This is a genomic window from Geomicrobium sp. JCM 19039, assembly GCF_000698145.1.
Lineage (GTDB): Bacteria > Bacillota > Bacilli > Bacillales > Marinococcaceae > Geomicrobium_A.
In genome coordinates, this window is record NZ_BAXB01000002.1 from 185,151 (window position 1) to 200,738 (window position 15,588).

Annotated in this window: 16 protein-coding genes and 3 pseudogenes; 17 read left to right on the forward strand and 2 right to left on the reverse strand. The window is 42.9% G+C overall.

The features are described 5' to 3' along the window. Positions 1 to 27 precede the first annotated feature (27 nt). The 3 genes from sirA (at position 28) to JCM19039_RS03050 (ending at position 1,374) form a co-directional block, all read left to right on the forward strand. A complete protein-coding gene (gene sirA / locus JCM19039_RS03040; RefSeq protein WP_042423758.1) occupies positions 28 to 462 on the forward strand; it encodes a sporulation inhibitor of replication protein SirA in 435 nt (144 codons plus the stop codon). 86 nt (positions 463 to 548) lie between these two features. Next, positions 549 to 776 (forward strand): YneF family protein, encoded by a 228-nt coding sequence (locus JCM19039_RS03045; RefSeq protein ID WP_081834290.1) that lies wholly within the window; start codon positions 549 to 551, stop codon positions 774 to 776. A 100-nt stretch (positions 777 to 876) separates the two neighbouring features. Then, positions 877 to 1,374 (forward strand): CcdC family protein, encoded by a 498-nt coding sequence (locus JCM19039_RS03050; protein WP_307190138.1) that lies wholly within the window; start codon positions 877 to 879, stop codon positions 1,372 to 1,374. A gap of 54 nt (positions 1,375 to 1,428) precedes the next feature. On the opposite strand, the gene JCM19039_RS03055 is transcribed toward JCM19039_RS03050, so the two are convergent. Then, a complete protein-coding gene (locus tag JCM19039_RS03055; RefSeq protein ID WP_042396753.1) occupies positions 1,429 to 1,857 on the reverse strand; it encodes a DUF2621 family protein in 429 nt (142 codons plus the stop codon). 137 nt (positions 1,858 to 1,994) lie between these two features. On the opposite strand from JCM19039_RS03055, the pseudogene acnA reads away from it, so the two are divergent. The 10 genes and pseudogenes from acnA (at position 1,995) to JCM19039_RS03095 (ending at position 10,682) form a co-directional block, all read left to right on the forward strand. Continuing rightward, a pseudogene (gene acnA / locus JCM19039_RS03060) lies at positions 1,995 to 4,716 on the forward strand (aconitate hydratase AcnA). 151 nt (positions 4,717 to 4,867) lie between these two features. Then, complete coding sequence (locus JCM19039_RS22910) at positions 4,868 to 4,987, forward strand: FbpB family small basic protein (RefSeq protein WP_081834291.1); 120 nt, start codon at positions 4,868 to 4,870, stop codon at positions 4,985 to 4,987. Between the two features lie 182 nt (positions 4,988 to 5,169). Further along, complete coding sequence (locus JCM19039_RS03065) at positions 5,170 to 5,601, forward strand: thioesterase family protein (RefSeq protein ID WP_042423761.1); 432 nt, start codon at positions 5,170 to 5,172, stop codon at positions 5,599 to 5,601. Beyond that, the gene (gene nadE, locus JCM19039_RS03070; protein ID WP_373974878.1) at positions 5,601 to 6,740 is read left to right on the forward strand and encodes an ammonia-dependent NAD(+) synthetase; all 1,140 of its coding nucleotides are present in this window, start codon (positions 5,601 to 5,603) and stop codon (positions 6,738 to 6,740) included. Before JCM19039_RS03065 ends, nadE begins: the two co-directional genes overlap by 1 nt. A 32-nt stretch (positions 6,741 to 6,772) precedes the next feature. Beyond that, on the forward strand, positions 6,773 to 7,252 hold the full coding sequence (locus tag JCM19039_RS03075; RefSeq protein WP_042423765.1) for a DUF4352 domain-containing protein: 480 nt from the start codon (positions 6,773 to 6,775) through the stop codon (positions 7,250 to 7,252). Positions 7,253 to 7,277: 25 nt separating this feature from the next. Further along, a complete protein-coding gene (metA, locus tag JCM19039_RS03080) occupies positions 7,278 to 8,186 on the forward strand; it encodes a homoserine O-succinyltransferase (RefSeq protein ID WP_042423768.1) in 909 nt (302 codons plus the stop codon). Further along, positions 8,173 to 9,015, forward strand: a complete 843-nt coding sequence (locus JCM19039_RS03085) for an alpha/beta fold hydrolase (RefSeq protein ID WP_052398465.1) — start codon at positions 8,173 to 8,175, stop codon at positions 9,013 to 9,015. Before metA ends, JCM19039_RS03085 begins: the two co-directional genes overlap by 14 nt. A 19-nt stretch (positions 9,016 to 9,034) precedes the next feature. Further along, positions 9,035 to 10,036 carry an EAL domain-containing protein gene (locus tag JCM19039_RS03090; protein ID WP_255343620.1) on the forward strand — a complete coding sequence of 334 codons (1,002 nt, stop codon included), beginning with the start codon at positions 9,035 to 9,037 and terminating at the stop codon, positions 10,034 to 10,036. Beyond that, a pseudogene (locus JCM19039_RS26250) lies at positions 10,027 to 10,209 on the forward strand (EAL-associated domain-containing protein); the annotation flags it as partial. The gene JCM19039_RS03090 and the pseudogene JCM19039_RS26250, both read left to right, overlap by 10 nt. A gap of 140 nt (positions 10,210 to 10,349) precedes the next feature. After that, entirely contained in the window at positions 10,350 to 10,682 is a 333-nt protein-coding gene (locus JCM19039_RS03095; RefSeq protein ID WP_238544902.1) for a cyclic-phosphate processing receiver domain-containing protein, read from the forward strand. Positions 10,683 to 10,726: 44 nt separating this feature from the next. Here the strand turns inward: JCM19039_RS03095 and JCM19039_RS03100 are convergent, their stop codons facing one another. Continuing rightward, on the reverse strand, positions 10,727 to 11,062 hold the full coding sequence (locus tag JCM19039_RS03100; protein WP_042423777.1) for a YppG family protein: 336 nt from the start codon (positions 11,060 to 11,062) through the stop codon (positions 10,727 to 10,729). Positions 11,063 to 11,143: 81 nt separating this feature from the next. On the opposite strand from JCM19039_RS03100, the gene JCM19039_RS03105 reads away from it, so the two are divergent. From JCM19039_RS03105 to JCM19039_RS03120, 4 genes and pseudogenes are all read left to right on the forward strand, one after another. Then, positions 11,144 to 12,121, forward strand: a complete 978-nt coding sequence (locus JCM19039_RS03105) for a dipeptidase (protein WP_081834293.1) — start codon at positions 11,144 to 11,146, stop codon at positions 12,119 to 12,121. A gap of 102 nt (positions 12,122 to 12,223) precedes the next feature. Further along, a complete protein-coding gene (locus tag JCM19039_RS03110; protein ID WP_042423780.1) occupies positions 12,224 to 13,048 on the forward strand; it encodes a SurA N-terminal domain-containing protein in 825 nt (274 codons plus the stop codon). 460 nt (positions 13,049 to 13,508) lie between these two features. Beyond that, a pseudogene (locus tag JCM19039_RS03115) lies at positions 13,509 to 14,704 on the forward strand (glycine betaine/L-proline ABC transporter ATP-binding protein). Beyond that, positions 14,697 to 15,542, forward strand: coding sequence for a proline/glycine betaine ABC transporter permease (locus JCM19039_RS03120; RefSeq protein WP_042423783.1), 846 nt, complete (start codon positions 14,697 to 14,699; stop codon positions 15,540 to 15,542). The pseudogene JCM19039_RS03115 and the gene JCM19039_RS03120 overlap by 8 nt, the downstream one beginning before the upstream one ends. The last annotated feature ends 46 nt before the right edge of the window (positions 15,543 to 15,588 follow it).

Consider the following 15,588-nt stretch of genomic DNA (forward strand, 5'->3'; position numbering starts at 1 on the left):
TGAGGACAAGCTAAAGGAGGTCGAAACATGCATCGCTATGATATTTATTTGTTGCAACCTGATGTCGCAAAACGATTTATACGCGCTGAAGCGAAATTGTTTCAGCTGTTCGAAGAATATGAAACGGTAAAACCTCTGTACCATATCGTAAAAAAACAAATTGCATACATTTGCCGGCCGTTACCTGTTCATGATATTTGTGAACAATTTTCCCTTGACCGTATTGACACAACACCAAATGAACGAGAGCTACTATTTATGGAAGGTGAAGACGGGGTTAAAGTGGCAATGAATGATGAGCGCATGCAAATATGGAGTGATGGAAACATGGGTGATGAGTGGCCATGGTTTGATCAATTGCAAACGTATGACCCTTATTTTTTCGCATGTGACATTCATCGGCAAAAGTATGGCTGGTTAAAACCGATAAAATTTAAATCGCTTTTGCTAGAGAATGTGTAATGGTCTTTTCATGCAGGTTCAGTTACGGTATAATGGGACGTGCTGTAATAAGGAACTGCGAGTGTAAAGATTAGGAGGAAACGATTGTGAGCACTATCTGGGTTGTACTAATTGCAATTGCTGCGATGTTAGCAGGTGTTGCACTAGGGTTTTTTATCGCTAGAAAAACGATGATGAATTATATGAAAAAGAATCCACCAATTAACGAACAAATGCTTCGTGTCATGATGATGCAAATGGGGCAAAACCCTTCTCAAAAGAAGATCAATCAGATGATGAAGGCGATGCAAAAGCAGCAAGACAACAAAAAGTGAACACCTCGACACCGAGGTGTTTTATCTGTATGAATGAGATTTGTACAATCGTGTACCCTATACATAAATTTCAATCTAGACAGCAGGAGGAGAACGCTATATGAGCGAGTCAACTTTGTTGCTCCTTACGACGATTGGCGCGGTATTTATGAGCTCTTTCATCATCTTCGTAAGACTGAAAGCGATCAAAAAGCCAGCTAGCGTTAAAAAGATTATTATTCCGCCGATTATGATGAGCACTGGTTTTTTAATGTTCATCTACGAACCTGCACGCTTAGAAACATTGCAAATTATAGCACCGTTACTTACTGGGATCGTTTGTTCGTATTTTTTGATTCGGACGTCGCATTTCCATCTAAAAGATGGAGACATCTATATGAAGCGATCCAAGTTGTTTATTTACTTACTCATTGGTCTACTCATCGCGAGAGTGATCGTAAAGATGATTTTAGGAGAACAAGTGCACCTCCCTCAATTGGCAGGCATGTTTTTCTTGCTTGCATTTGGCATGATTTTGCTTGGAGGATTGCGATGCTTGTATCTTTTAAGAAATTTGAAAGACGGACGTTATCCAATTCCGCGTTTCAATTTCGGATGAAAAGTGAACGAACATAACGAAACAAACTCTCACGGACGAGCGTGAGAGTTTGTTTTATGATAATAAGTGTTCGTATTTTTCGTAACTCATGTTTTTCTCGTCCAGTTTTCTGCGAAGGAATTTATGATCCCTTTTTGGTGTCGCAAGAATATAGCCGCGAATCAAAAGATCCTCAGTAATATGATCTGCTTTTTGCTCGATCGCAAGTTCGCCAATTTTGCCAGCAATCTTGTCTCTTGCCACATCACGAAACAGCTCTGGAACGGGCGATATAAGCTCTTCTAGTAAGTCACTTTGCTGTTTCGTCCACAAGTGTCTCGTTCGCTCAAGGTAATGGTCTTGCCAGTCTAAGATGGAGCGTCCATCTTCTTTTGGCAACCGTTTGAGAAACTTACGGAACATAAAGAAACCACCGATAAACATAAAAACAACCATAAAGACGGTCCAAAATACGATAAACCACATGAATAGATTTTCAGCCACTCGGTTCACCTCGGTATTATAATCAATTCTTATATTAGCATATAAGAAATTCGATGAACAAGGTTTGTGATTTTAAGAGATTATACTTCGACAAATTGGTTACGGTATTATATGATAGGAGTAAAGGGAGGGATTTGATGAGTGAAACAAATGATCTCTATCAAGCCAAAAAAACATTCGACGTTAACGGCGAATCTTATGTTTATTATGACTTACAGTCGTTAAGCAATGTCGCGGATGTTACTAAACTACCATATTCAATTAAAGTATTATTGGAATCTTTATTAAGACAGCAGGATGGTAAAGTCATCAAAAAGGAACATGTGGAAAGTCTCGCAAAATGGGGCACAAAAGGTGGCGGAACGGAAGACGTTCCTTTTAAACCATCCCGTGTCATCCTTCAAGACTTTACAGGTGTACCAGCGGTTGTTGACCTAGCTTCACTTCGTAAAGCCATTGCTGATTTTGGGGGAGACCCTTCTTCGATTGATCCAGCAATTCCAGCCGACCTCGTTGTTGACCACTCTGTTCAAGTCGACCAGTTTGGTACAAGTGACGCACTTATGCGCAACATGAACTTAGAGTTTGAGCGTAATGAAGAGCGCTACAAATTGCTCAGCTGGGCAACAAAAGCATTTGAAAACTACAGTGCGGTACCTCCAGCAACGGGTATTGTTCACCAAGTGAACCTCGAATACCTTGCGAATGTTGTTCATGTTGGAAAGAACGATGAAGGTGAGAAGATTGCTTTCCCTGATACGCTAGTCGGTACCGATTCTCATACAACGATGATTAACGGAATTGGTGTACTTGGTTGGGGTGTTGGCGGTATTGAAGCCGAAGCAGGTATGCTTCAGCAACCTTCTTATTTCCCAGCACCTGAAGTTGTCGGTGTACGTTTGGAAGGAAAGCTTCCAGACGGTGCAACAGCTACAGACTTGGCACTTAAAGTGACTCAACTTCTACGTTCCAAAAATGTTGTTGGCAAGTTCGTCGAATTTTTCGGACCGGGTCTTAGCGGTATGAGCCTTGCTGATCGTGCCACAATTTCAAACATGGCTCCTGAATACGGTGCAACGTGTGGATTCTTCCCTGTTGACGAGGAAGCGCTTAACTACATGCGTTTGACTGGACGTAGTGAAGAACAAATTGCCGTTGTAAAGGCGTATAGTGAAGCGAATGGTCTATTCTTTACTGAAGATACACCAGAACCAACGTACTCTGAAGTCGTTAAATTGGACATGAGCAACGTCGATCCAGCACTTTCAGGTCCAAAACGTCCTCAAGATCTCATTGAGCTTGATGACATGCAAAAATCATTCAAAAAAGCGGTAACGGCTCCAGCAGGTAACCACGGATTTGGTCTTGAAGAATCTGAGCTCCAGCGCTCTGTAGATGTCGAGCATCCGAACGGCAAAACATCAAAGCTTGATACAGGTGCCGTTACGATTGCTGCCATCACAAGCTGTACGAACACGTCCAACCCATCGGTTATGATTGGTGCAGGTTTGGTTGCAAAGAAAGCCGTTGAAAAAGGACTTGATGTACCAGAGTATGTCAAGACTTCACTTGCACCAGGTTCAAAAGTGGTTACGCGTTACCTTGAAGACTCTGCTAATGCCTTACTTGAATAAACTTGGGTTTAACCTCGTTGGTTACGGTTGTACAACGTGTATCGGTAACAGTGGTCCACTTCCTGAAGAAATTGAAGAAGCAATCGCCGACAATGATATGCTCGTTTCTTCTGTACTCAGTGGTAACCGTAACTTTGAAGGGCGTATTCACCCACTCGTGCGTGCAAACTACTTGGCATCACCGCCACTTGTTGTTGCTTATGCACTTGCGGGTAATGTGAACTTCGACTTGCGTAATGATTCATTTGGTAAAGATGCAAACGGAACAGACGTTTACTTTAAAGACTTGTGGCCATCTTCTGCGGAGATCGAGTCGTTCATCCGCGAAAACGTTTCACCACAACTTTTCAAAGATGAGTATGCGGATGTGTTCGATAACAACGAGCGTTGGAATGCGCTTCAGTCTAAGGACAACGCAGAACTTTATAACTGGGATGAGGAGTCTACGTACATCCAAAACCCACCGTTCTTTGAAGATATGTCGAAAGATCCAAAAAGTATCACACCTTTAAATCGCTTAAGAGCCATCGGGAAGTTTGGTGATTCTGTTACGACAGACCACATTTCTCCTGCAGGTTCAATTGCGAAAAATAGCCCAGCCGGTGAGTACCTCATGTCCAAAGGTCTTAAGCCTGCGCAGTTTAACTCGTACGGCTCTAGACGCGGGAATCATGAAGTTATGATGCGTGGTACGTTTGCGAATATCCGGATCAAAAACCAATTGGCACCAGGGACTGAAGGTGGCTTCACAACCTATTGGCCAACGGATGAAGTTATGCCAATCTATGACGCAGCGATGAAGTATAAAGAAGAAGATACAGGACTCGTTGTGATGGCTGGTGAAGATTACGGAATGGGAAGTTCACGTGACTGGGCAGCAAAAGGAACGAACCTTCTTGGCATCAAGATGGTTATCGCCCAGAGCTTTGAGCGTATTCACCGAAGTAACCTTGCATTGATGGGTGTACTCCCGCTGCAATTCAAAAAAGGTGAAGGTGCAGACTCCCTTGGCCTTACAGGGAAAGAAACGTTCGATATTAATATTACAGACGCCGTTACACCAAGAGACACGATTCAAGTAACAGCGACGGATGAAAATGGCAAGAAGACATTATTTGACGCGACGGTACGCTTTGATTCTGAAGTAGAGATTGATTACTATCGTCACGGCGGCATCTTGCCGATGGTTCTTCGAAACAAACTGAAAGAAGCGGCGAACAAATAAGCCGTCATTTGCGATCCCTCTGCGCAATAAGTAGAGGGATCTTTATTTTTCACTAATTCTAAATTTCACGTACCGTATTAGTGCATCAAATTGCACATAATGAATAATTTCGACAACGTCTTCCCATAATGGACAGTAGAGGTGATGATTTATGAAAAGAATGAAAAAAGTAAGGTTTGCAGAATTGATGCGCACGAATCGCGAACAAATTATGAATGATCGCGAAGCACTTGCCAAAATTGATGAGAAGATGGATGCAAAACGGAAATAAGAGTTGTAGAAACGGACATTCCTAATCATAGGGATGTCCGTTTTTTACGATTGAGATATCGCGTTCAGAGAAAACCGAATCATTTCTTTTAGTTTGCAAGCTTTTCAATCGTAGTGCTTGATTGCTTGATGGTTATTTACTATGCTTAAGTGAAGAGAACGTTTATTAAGGGAGTTATTCATATGACAACGAGCAACACGACCATTCAAACACGTTATGCAGAAACGGATCAAATGGGTGTGATTCATCATTCACAATATCTTATTTGGTGTGAAATCGGTCGCACAGACTTCATTGAAAAACTTGGCTTTTCTTACGCACAAATGGAACAAGACGGTTTGCTTGCGCCTGTAACAGAAGTAAATCTTCAATATAAACAAGCGTTACGGTATCCTGAGACGGCTCATATTTCGACTTGGCTTTCCGATTATACGGGGATTCGGGCAACCTATGCGTACACAATTTCGAATGACAAAGGACAAGTTTGTGTTGAAGGAACGACGACACACGTCGTTGTGACAGCCGACCGATTCCGACCGGTATCCATGAAGAAAGTAGCACCGGAGTGGCATCGTGTATATGAAAATGAGGCTCAAAAGCGGGACAAGTTATAATGGCGTTTGGCGTATCAAAACGAGAGGTGGCGCAATGGAAAGCGCGGGCGAGGGCTGGCGAAATTAGCATCCTCACGCATTTTTGGTTAGATGATCGTTTTCCAGATTGTGATACTGTAACAAAAGTCGCCTGTGCAGATCTAGAAAAATTGCTACAATGGGGGAAACGCTACGGTCTTTGTAAAGAATGGATTCATGAGCGAGGGTCATTGTCACACTTCGATTTGTTTGGAACGCACCAACAAAAGGTTTTGATTCAAGAAGGTAAACTCGACCAATACGAACGATTTATAAAACCCTTGGGAGGAATGAAGATGAATCGAGAAGAGATTATCGAAGTTTTGGAAGTGAACCCATCTATTGAGCCTGAACATGCATTTAAGAAGAGAAAAGAGTTTATGAAGGCATACATAAAGAATACCGGGACAAACGGGTTTGTTCTCGGGATATCGGGAGGTCAAGATTCGACGCTTCTAGGGAAAATGGCGCAATCAGCTGTCGCAGAACTACGTAACGAAGAGAATGATGACCGGTATCAATTTTTGGCCCTTCGTTTACCTTACGGTGAGCAGCAGGATGAGGATGACGCGAAGCGTTCGCTTGAATTTATTGAACCTGATCACGTTCTCACTGTGAATATCAAACCAGCGGTAGACGCTGCTGTGAAAGCCTACGAAGACGCTGCAGGGGAAAAGCTGTCTGATTTTGTTAAAGGCAATACGAAAGCGAGAGAGCGAATGAAAGTTCATTACGATTTCGCCGCGTCAAGAGGGTTGCTTGTAATTGGTACAGACCATGCGGCAGAAGCAATCACTGGCTTCTTTACGAAGTTTGGGGACGGTGCTTGTGACCTTACGCCACTGTTTGGGCTAACGAAGCGACAAGGGAAAGAGATACTGAAATATTTAGATGCGCCAGAAGAAACGTATTTGAAAGTACCAACGGCTGATTTGGAAGATGATCGTCCAGGATTGTCAGATGAAGAGGCACTCGGACTTACGTATGAGCAAATTGACGATTTTCTTGAAGGGCAACCACTCGATAAAGAGGTTGAAGACAAGATCATTGCCGGATACAACAAGACGGAACATAAACGAGTCGGACCGGTGACGCCTCAAGACGATTGGTGGAAACGTTAAGTCGAATGTGACGATTGATAGGAGAGGCTTTAATGGGATGGAAGTATTGGACACTAATGGGACTCGTATTGGTTCTTGGGTTTATGGCAGGGATGGCGTTTGAAGGTAGAGGTCAGTCTGACAACTTAACGAGCGCGAGTGACGACCTTTTAACGAATAGTGAATCCGCACGCATTGGAAATTTGGACATTTCTGTCGTAGATGCATACGAAGAATCAAATGAAGAGACGTCCTACGTGATCGTAGATGTAATGGTCGTCAATCAAACAGAGTCGAGTGCGCAGTTTGCGCCGCTTAATACGAGCATTGTCGATGAAGAGGGGTATGAATATCGACATGATTCTTCGTTTGGTGACCAACGGTTGATGGGTGGCCAAATTCGACCGGGTGGACAACGAAGAGGGACGCTTTCGTACGAAGTTCCAAACATTGATTCAGAATTTGAGTGGATTTACTCTCACCATGCAACGGGAGAGTATGGAGCGTGGGACGTAAATACCGCAGCAGAGTAGAGATTATGATAAGAGAGGTTCAATCATGCCAATAAAGATTCCAAATCAATTGCCCGCATCAGAAATCTTGCAGCAAGAGAATATATTTGTCATGAAAGACGAGCGCGCTTATGCACAAGACATTCGACCGCTGCACATCGTCATCCTAAATCTAATGCCTGTCAAAGAAACGACAGAAACACAACTATTACGCTTGCTTGGAAATACACCTTTGCAAGTAGAGATTACGTTTTTGCATCCTGCATCACATCAATCCAAAAATACGTCAACAGAACATCTGTCGTCGTTCTATAAATCATTTGCTGACGTGAAAGATTACGATTTTGATGGGATGATCATTACCGGAGCACCGATCGAGAAACTTCCTTTTGAAAAGGTAACTTATTGGGACGAACTTCGGGAAATGCTAGATTGGAGTAAGACACATGTGACGAGTACGCTTCACATTTGTTGGGGTGCGCAAGCAGCGATGTACCATCACTATGGTATTGATAAACAGGCGCTTCCGACAAAGCAGTTTGGTGTGTTCAAACATACGATTAAAGAGAAGAATAACCCGCTTTTGCGCGGGTTTGATGATTCGTTTTATGTTCCCCATTCTCGTTACACGACAACCGATAAAGAAGACATCGAGTCTCATGAGGAGCTAAAGATATTAGCTGAGTCCGAGCGAGCGGGTGTGTATCTCATAACGAATCACGATGGGAGTCAAGTGTTTGTGACCGGACACGGAGAATATGATGCAGATACGTTGAAAGAAGAATATTTACGAGACCGACAAAGAGGAATGGATACACAAATTCCTGATGATTATTTTCCAGAAGATAATACGCAAAGTTTGCCCCCGCTTTTATGGCGGGCGCATTCTCATTTATTATTTTCAAACTGGCTAAACTATTACGTGTATCAAGAGACGCCTTATGAACGAAGGTAACCGTTACGTGTTGAGTGAAGAAGATGTGAATGCTAAGTTTTATCCGTGCGAAGCGGGGGATTCAGAGAAATTATTTGTACTCATTCACGGATTCATGAGTTGGTCTTTTAGCTTCCAATCATTAATTCCAACTCTCGTAAACCATGCCCATGTGCTAACGCTTGATCTTCCAGGGTTTGGCAGGAGTAAAAAAGATGTGAAGTATGAGTTTTCTTATGAACAGTTCACAAAAACCGTTCAAGATATGATTGACCGACGAGAGGAACACTTTACCGATATTGTGCCTATCGGCCATTCGATGGGTGGTCAAATTGCGCTACGCCTTGCAAGGTCAAACCGATTTGTCCACCGTGTTGTTCTGCTTGCAAGTTCTGGAGATATGCAAAAAAGCTCCAAGCGTCTTCGATGGGCAAGTCGTCTTCCTTTTTTCGACGTTTGGCTTGCAAGATATGTAAGAGATCGTGATGTGAGTCACGTGTTAAAGCAGGTCATTCATGACAATAAGAAAGTGACGACAGAGCAAATAGACGCGTACAGTTTGCCGCTCCAAGAGAATTTGATGTACCGTGCGCTTAGTAAGTTTATTCGGCAGCGAGAAGGGGATTTAAGTCGGGAAGAATTGCATAAAATTACTGAACCTGTGCTGCTTTTATGGGGAGAAAATGATCGCATTGTACCTGTAGGCGTCGGCAGGTATTTAGAAAAAGAACTGCATCGTGCAAAATTGAAAGTGTTTCCGAAAGTTGGTCATCTACTTCCTGAAGAAATTCCTTCTGAAGTTGGGGAGGAGATCATTCGCTTTTCGGCTGGCAAGGAGAGGAGTGAATAGGATGGATGCGCTGGAAGTTATGGACAATTTGACGAATATTTATCCGAAGTTTCAGCCGATGTATCATGCAGGTAATCATGAAATCGCCGGATTTGAAGTGACGCCACACCTTCTCGATTCAGAAGGCGTTGAACATCATTTGTCGGCGTTCATTTACGACAATGATGTGCCTGAAGAGTATCGGCGTCAAGTTGACATGCAGACGAGAGCGGCTGCGTTTCAGATCATGCAAAACGAAGACGTATTTTTGTATGTAAGCATCAACGCATCGCTATACACAGGAAGTGAAGCAGACAACCTTCTAGAAGAATTTAAAAGCAATGGAGTGCCAGCCATTTTAGGTGTCGTTTGTACCGACGACTTTAGCGGATGGGAAGAGATTAAGCACTTTACGTACTATTTACAAAGAAGCGGGTTAAAAGTAGCGATGAAAAGTTTAGCGTATCAACAGCTTACGTTAAGGGATTTATCACACATTAAACCAGACGTCGTTGAAATGGATATGCAGTCGTTCCAAATCGACCTTGTCGATATTCATCGAGAGCTGTTTCACACCTACTCTGTCGCTGCAGGAAAGATTGGTGCGTCTTTATTATTTCGTGGCATCGGAAACTTTCAACAGCTAAAAGATGCGTGGCAGTCGGGTGCAAGGTACATCCAAGGAGACTTTCTGTCAACGACGAAAAGAGACGGCGTACACGAAGTGGGCAGCAAGGGGCGGTTGCAAAAAGAGTTTCAAAGGTTTTTAACGTATGAGCAAGAAAGAATTCGCTCCTTGCTGACGTTTACGAGTGACCTCGGAAAAAGAATGGAGAAAATCGTTTCGAGTCAAAGTATTGAGGCTCTTGATGCGTTTGCGTATGAAATTGGTAAACGTATGGACGACGTTTGTTTTCGCGTGTATATCGTCAATGCCCAAGGTGAGCAACAGACGGCTAACATGTTCGTACATCAGCAGGTGTATGGGAATATGATGAAACGAACCGTTGGCAAAATTGGAGCTGGCGACCGTACTTTTTAGAAAACATTGTGCGAATGAATGTGTCTGGAAAAGGTGTACTTTCAGACTTATATAAAGACTTGACGACAACCGATCACATTCGTACATTTTCTTACCCAATGAATGAACAATTGTATGTATTTATGGATATTGGTTTTTCGTTTTTGTATGAGCATCCTTATTTAAGTGTATAGATACACAGATAAGGATTTCTGTGTTTATGATTCAGAAAATACGAACAATACAGTTTGCTTTAACAAAGTACATATGCTATTCTTAAGTTGAGGAGATATCGCTGAATGCCAAACGTCACAAAATGAGGATGTGTAGTGACTTGTCAAAAGTATTTATGGATGATATTCGCGATTCCCCAACAGACCACCGTCTCGTGAGGACAGCAGAAGAATGCATTTACATTTTGGCCAATGAATCGACACTTTCCCACCTGTCTCTTGATCACGATATGGGTAGTGATCAATCCAATGGCTATTCAGTCGTTGAGTACATGATTGAGCATCGCATCTATGCAGATCGCATAACCGTTCATTCTGCCAATGCTCCGAGAGGGAAGAAGATGTATGAAGCACTAATGGATGCCCGGCATATGGGGACCTTTCCACTACATGTGAAGATTTATCATCGGCCGTTGCCGCTTTATAATCATTAATACATCCCGTATGCATGGCTACTGCATACGGGTCTATTTTTTGTTTAAGAGCGAACGGTTGTAAAGAAGCTTGTAATTTGTTTAATCATCGGTGATACTTGCTGGTACGTTTTCATAGCTGTATCAACGGTCGCCATCGTTTTTTGTACATCGATCTGTCCATTTTGGTCAGTGAACCCATTCATAATGTTTTTGACATATGCACCTTTTGGCTTTTGAACTTGTGGGGAGTAAACCATTGCATTTGCTTGTTGCGTGAAGTTTGCGACAGGTGGTTGATTTGGCACTGAAGGTGGGTAAGGTCTTGGAGGATACATATACGGGTGGTGATTTTTCGGTCCGGGACCAGGCGGCGGTGAAAATTGTGTACTTCTATACATGAAAATCCCCTTTTCCAACGTGTTTGCTATTTTTTATGCGAGCAAAGCCCGTTTTGTGAATGACCAAGTTGGGTAGAATTCATGAATCAAATAATAGAAAAGAGTGAAGATATGTTTATTGCAGATGGCCATTGTGATGCCTTGCTTCGGATGTGGGAATCACCCAATAATACGTTTGAACAGAAGACCGTTGTTAGTGAGCAAACCCTTGCTCAAGGTGGAGTGAACATGCAAGTGTTTGCAGTGTTCCCACCTGTATACGAAGCGCGCGGGGACCAATTTGATGTCATACTTCGACAAATTGATCTGTTTCACCAATCCGTCGTGACAAACGAGCAAATTGCTTGGAAGCCGTGTACACCGATTGAAGCGACAGAAAATAAAACACGAGCGATACTCGCTTTAGAAGGTGCTGATTTTGTTTCAGATGATTGGATGAGGTGGCGTTTGTTAAAACGGTTAGGAGTAGAGAGTGTTGGCCTCACTTGGAACGAATCCAATCACCTCGCAGCTGGTTGTATGGAAACAAAAGGGTCAGGACTAACAAACCGTGGTCGGAAAGTCGTCGAGTTTCTAGCGAAAGAAGGCATGATTCTAGACGGTGCTCATTTAAACGAAGCTAGTTACTTTGAAACGGTGGAGCGGAGTGGGTCGTTTTTTGTTAGCCATGCGAACAGTCGCAATATTCATGAACATCCAAGGAATCTAACTTCTGAACAATTACAAGCGATAAAACAGAAAAACAGTCTCGTTGGCATGACCTTCTTTCCGAAGTTCATAAATGGCACAACAAAAGCTACGTACAAAGATCTTTTCGAGCACATTGACGATATTGCTGGCAGAATTGGAATTGAACACGTCGGTTTTGGGTCAGACTTTGATGGCATTACAACTGCCGTTTCCGGGCTTGAAGATTCGGGCAAATTCCCGCAATTGATTGAAGAGATGCTCAAGCACTATTCTGACACAGACGTAAAACGTGTGGTAGGTGAGAACTACCGACGCTTTTATAATGATCATGTGAATAAGGAAAAAGAAAACTTTCTGTCAACAAACTGACACATCTATCGAAGAAATACAAAATCTCCACACAGATTGTCTTTTTGATAACCAGCTATGTTACAATGCCATCAACCGCAATGAAGAAAGGGGTTCTTGGCATTGAATAAACGAATAGTCACCGTAGGCGCTGCTGCTCTTTTAACGTTTGGTCTCGCAGCATGTGGCGATGATAGTGAAGGTGAACAATCACAAGAAGAACAAGAACAAGGTGAACAAGAACAAGGTGAACAAGAACAGGCGTCACCAGAACAGGCTCATCCTGAAATGGATTTTAGTGAACTTCCGGATACCATTGCTGAAGTGAATGGCACCGATATTAGTAGAGATCTATTTGAAGAACAATATACGATGATTGCAATGATGAGTGGCATGGGTGAAAGCGAAGACGGTCTTGACCCAGAAATTACCGAGATGATTGTTGATGGGCTTGTTGGGCAAGAATTACTCGAGCAAGAAGCTAGGGAGCAAGGCTATGAACCATCAGAAGAAGAGATTGACGAATACATTATTGAGCAAGAGCAGCTCGATGTAGAGGGCATGGACGTTGAAGAGTATTACGACATGGTGGGAGAGCAGCAAGGCGTGAACGCCGATGAATTTAGAGAAATGCTCGCCCCTCAAGTTGCTGTTGAACTTTACGTGAATTCACAAACAGATTTCGAAGTGACCGATGAAGAAGTGGAAGAAGCGTATGAAGAAGAAGTACGCATGATTGAAGAAATGAATGCGCAATTTGAAGAATCAGATGAAGAAGTAACAGAAGAAGAAGAAATGATGGGCATGGGACCTCAGGAAGTACCTGAATTCAGTGAAGTTGAAGAGGATCTACGTACGATGCTCGAGCAAGACAAGCAAACGGAATATGTATTTGAAACACTTGTTCCAGAACTAGAAGAACAAGGTGACGTTACGATTCATATTTAAAGTCGGAGATTTAAAGCGTCATCTAGGCCATAGGCAAACAGCTTTCCTTTCGGAAGATGTTGTCTATGGCTTTTTTGTATTCCTGATTGTTTGCAGTTGAATTGAGTCAGGCATAAAGTCTTACGTTTCGATCTTTCTTTACAAAATATGAGGTTTACGTCTTAGGATTTCTGGGAATATAGTAGTTGTTAAAGCTTGCGCACGTTTTTGACAATTTGCAATCGCGATAATGCATCAAAACATGAGCATTTGTGCGAATACATTCGAAAACCATATAGTAAAGCCCTTGGAATTGTATGGATGTAAGATTATGGGCAATATATACGATAGAATGAGTTTGTACATGATCCAAAAACGGCGTATAGTTTTGAAAGTGTGGTGCAAAAAGCATAGACCATTGATCAATTGATGATAAATGTGCGTGAATGCTTAAACATGATTAAATAGAGGGGTGGATGCATTGTCGAAAATTAAAGTAGAGAATTTGACGAAAGTATTCGGTAAGAAACCGGCACGGGCGATTCCTTTATTAAATGAATCAAAGTCCAAATCAGAGATCCTCGAGAAAACAGGATTAACTGTCGGTGTGAACAAAGCTTCATTTGCAGTTGAAGACGGAGAAATTTTTGTCATTATGGGGTTATCGGGAAGTGGAAAATCGACACTCGTACGGTTACTTAACCGACTGATTGAACCGACAGAAGGCTCTGTATACTTAAACGACAAAGATCTGGCGAAAGTAGACCAGAAAACATTACGTGACATAAGACGGAAAGATATGAGTATGGTTTTTCAGAAGTTTGGTTTATTTCCGTTTCGTACCATTGTTAGCAATGTTGAATACGGATTGGAAGTTCAAGGCGTTCCTAAAGACGATCGTTACAAGAAAGCAATGGAATCGTTAAAGCTCGTTGGCTTGGAAGGGTACGAAGATAAGTATCCAGATGAGCTTTCCGGAGGGATGCAACAGCGTGTTGGACTTGCTCGGGCATTTGCGAATGATTCCGACGTATTGCTAATGGATGAAGCCTTCTCAGCGTTAGACCCGTTAATTCGTAAAGACATGCAAGATGAATTGCTCGATCTTCAAGAAACGATGAAGAAGACGATTATCTTTATTACGCATGACTTAGACGAGGCTCTTCGCATTGGGGACCGGATTACAATTATGAAAGACGCGCCATCGTCCAAATTGGCACGCCTGAGGAGATCCTAACGAATCCTGCCGATGAATACGTAGAGAAATTTGTCGAGGACGTTGATCGATCAAAGGTGTATACTGCATCCAACGTCATGATGCGCCCAGAAACGGTACAACCAGAGCGGGAAGGTCCTCGTGTCGCGTTGAAACGGATGCGTGAGACGGGTATTTCAAGCATTTTCGCAGTGAAACGAAACCGTGAACTCATCGGGATTGTTGATGCGGCAGACGTTCGCAAGCTTGTGGACGAAGGAAAAGACGATTTGACAGAGGCCATTCAAACGAACGCACTAAAAGTGATCGAGATGGATATGCCTGTCAATGATGTCATTGATTTAACGTCAGAAACTAAATATCCAATTGCGGTTGTCGATGATGGAAAGCTTCGAGGCATTATTATTAGAAGTTCAATCCTTGCAGCGCTTTCTGGAAAAGAGGTGAATCTGGATGAGTGATGCAATACCTAGAATTCCTCTCGATGAATGGACGCGTGATGTTGTTGATTGGATGACGAATGCCGATTTCATCTTTGAAAGTATTGAAACGGTCATTTACTATATCCTTCTAGGGTTGAGCACAGCCATGGAAGCGATCCCGGCACTATTATTTGTAGCGATTATCGCTGCTGTAACGTACTTTTTTGCTGGAAGGAAAATTGGCCTTACTGCTTTTGTTTTCTTCGGTCTCATGTTAATTATTAACTTAGGATTCTGGGAAGACATGATTACGATGCTGTCTCTCATTTTGGCAGCGACGATTCTTTCTGTTGTGATTGGTGTTCCTGTCGGAATTTGGATGGCAAAGAATGACACCGTCGAAGCAATTGTCAAGCCGATCCTTGACTTTATGCAGACGATGCCAGCATTTGTATATTTAATTCCTGCGGTTGCTTTCTTTGGAATTGGTATGGAGCCAGGAGTTATTGCGTCAGTGATCTTCGGGATGCCGCCGACCATCCGCCTTACGAACCTCGGCATTCGCGAAGTGTCTTCTGAAGCGATTGAAGCGGCAGATGCGTTCGGGTCTACAGGTGCACAGAAACTATTTAAAGTTCAGTTGCCGATGGCAAGAACGACAATTATGGCGGGTGTGAACCAAACGATTATGCTATCCCTTTCCATGGTCGTTATCGCATCGATGATTGGTGCTGACGGTTTGGGTGATATCGTGTACCGGGCCGTAGGGCGAAATGACGTCGGTAGCGGGTTTGAAGCCGGCCTTGCCATCGTCGTTGTCGCGATAATCTTAGATCGACTTACCGCAGGCTTTGGTTTACGAAAACGGAAATCCTAGCATGTATTCTTCCCTGCCGCTGGCAGCGCGCAGGGGGGGGCAATAC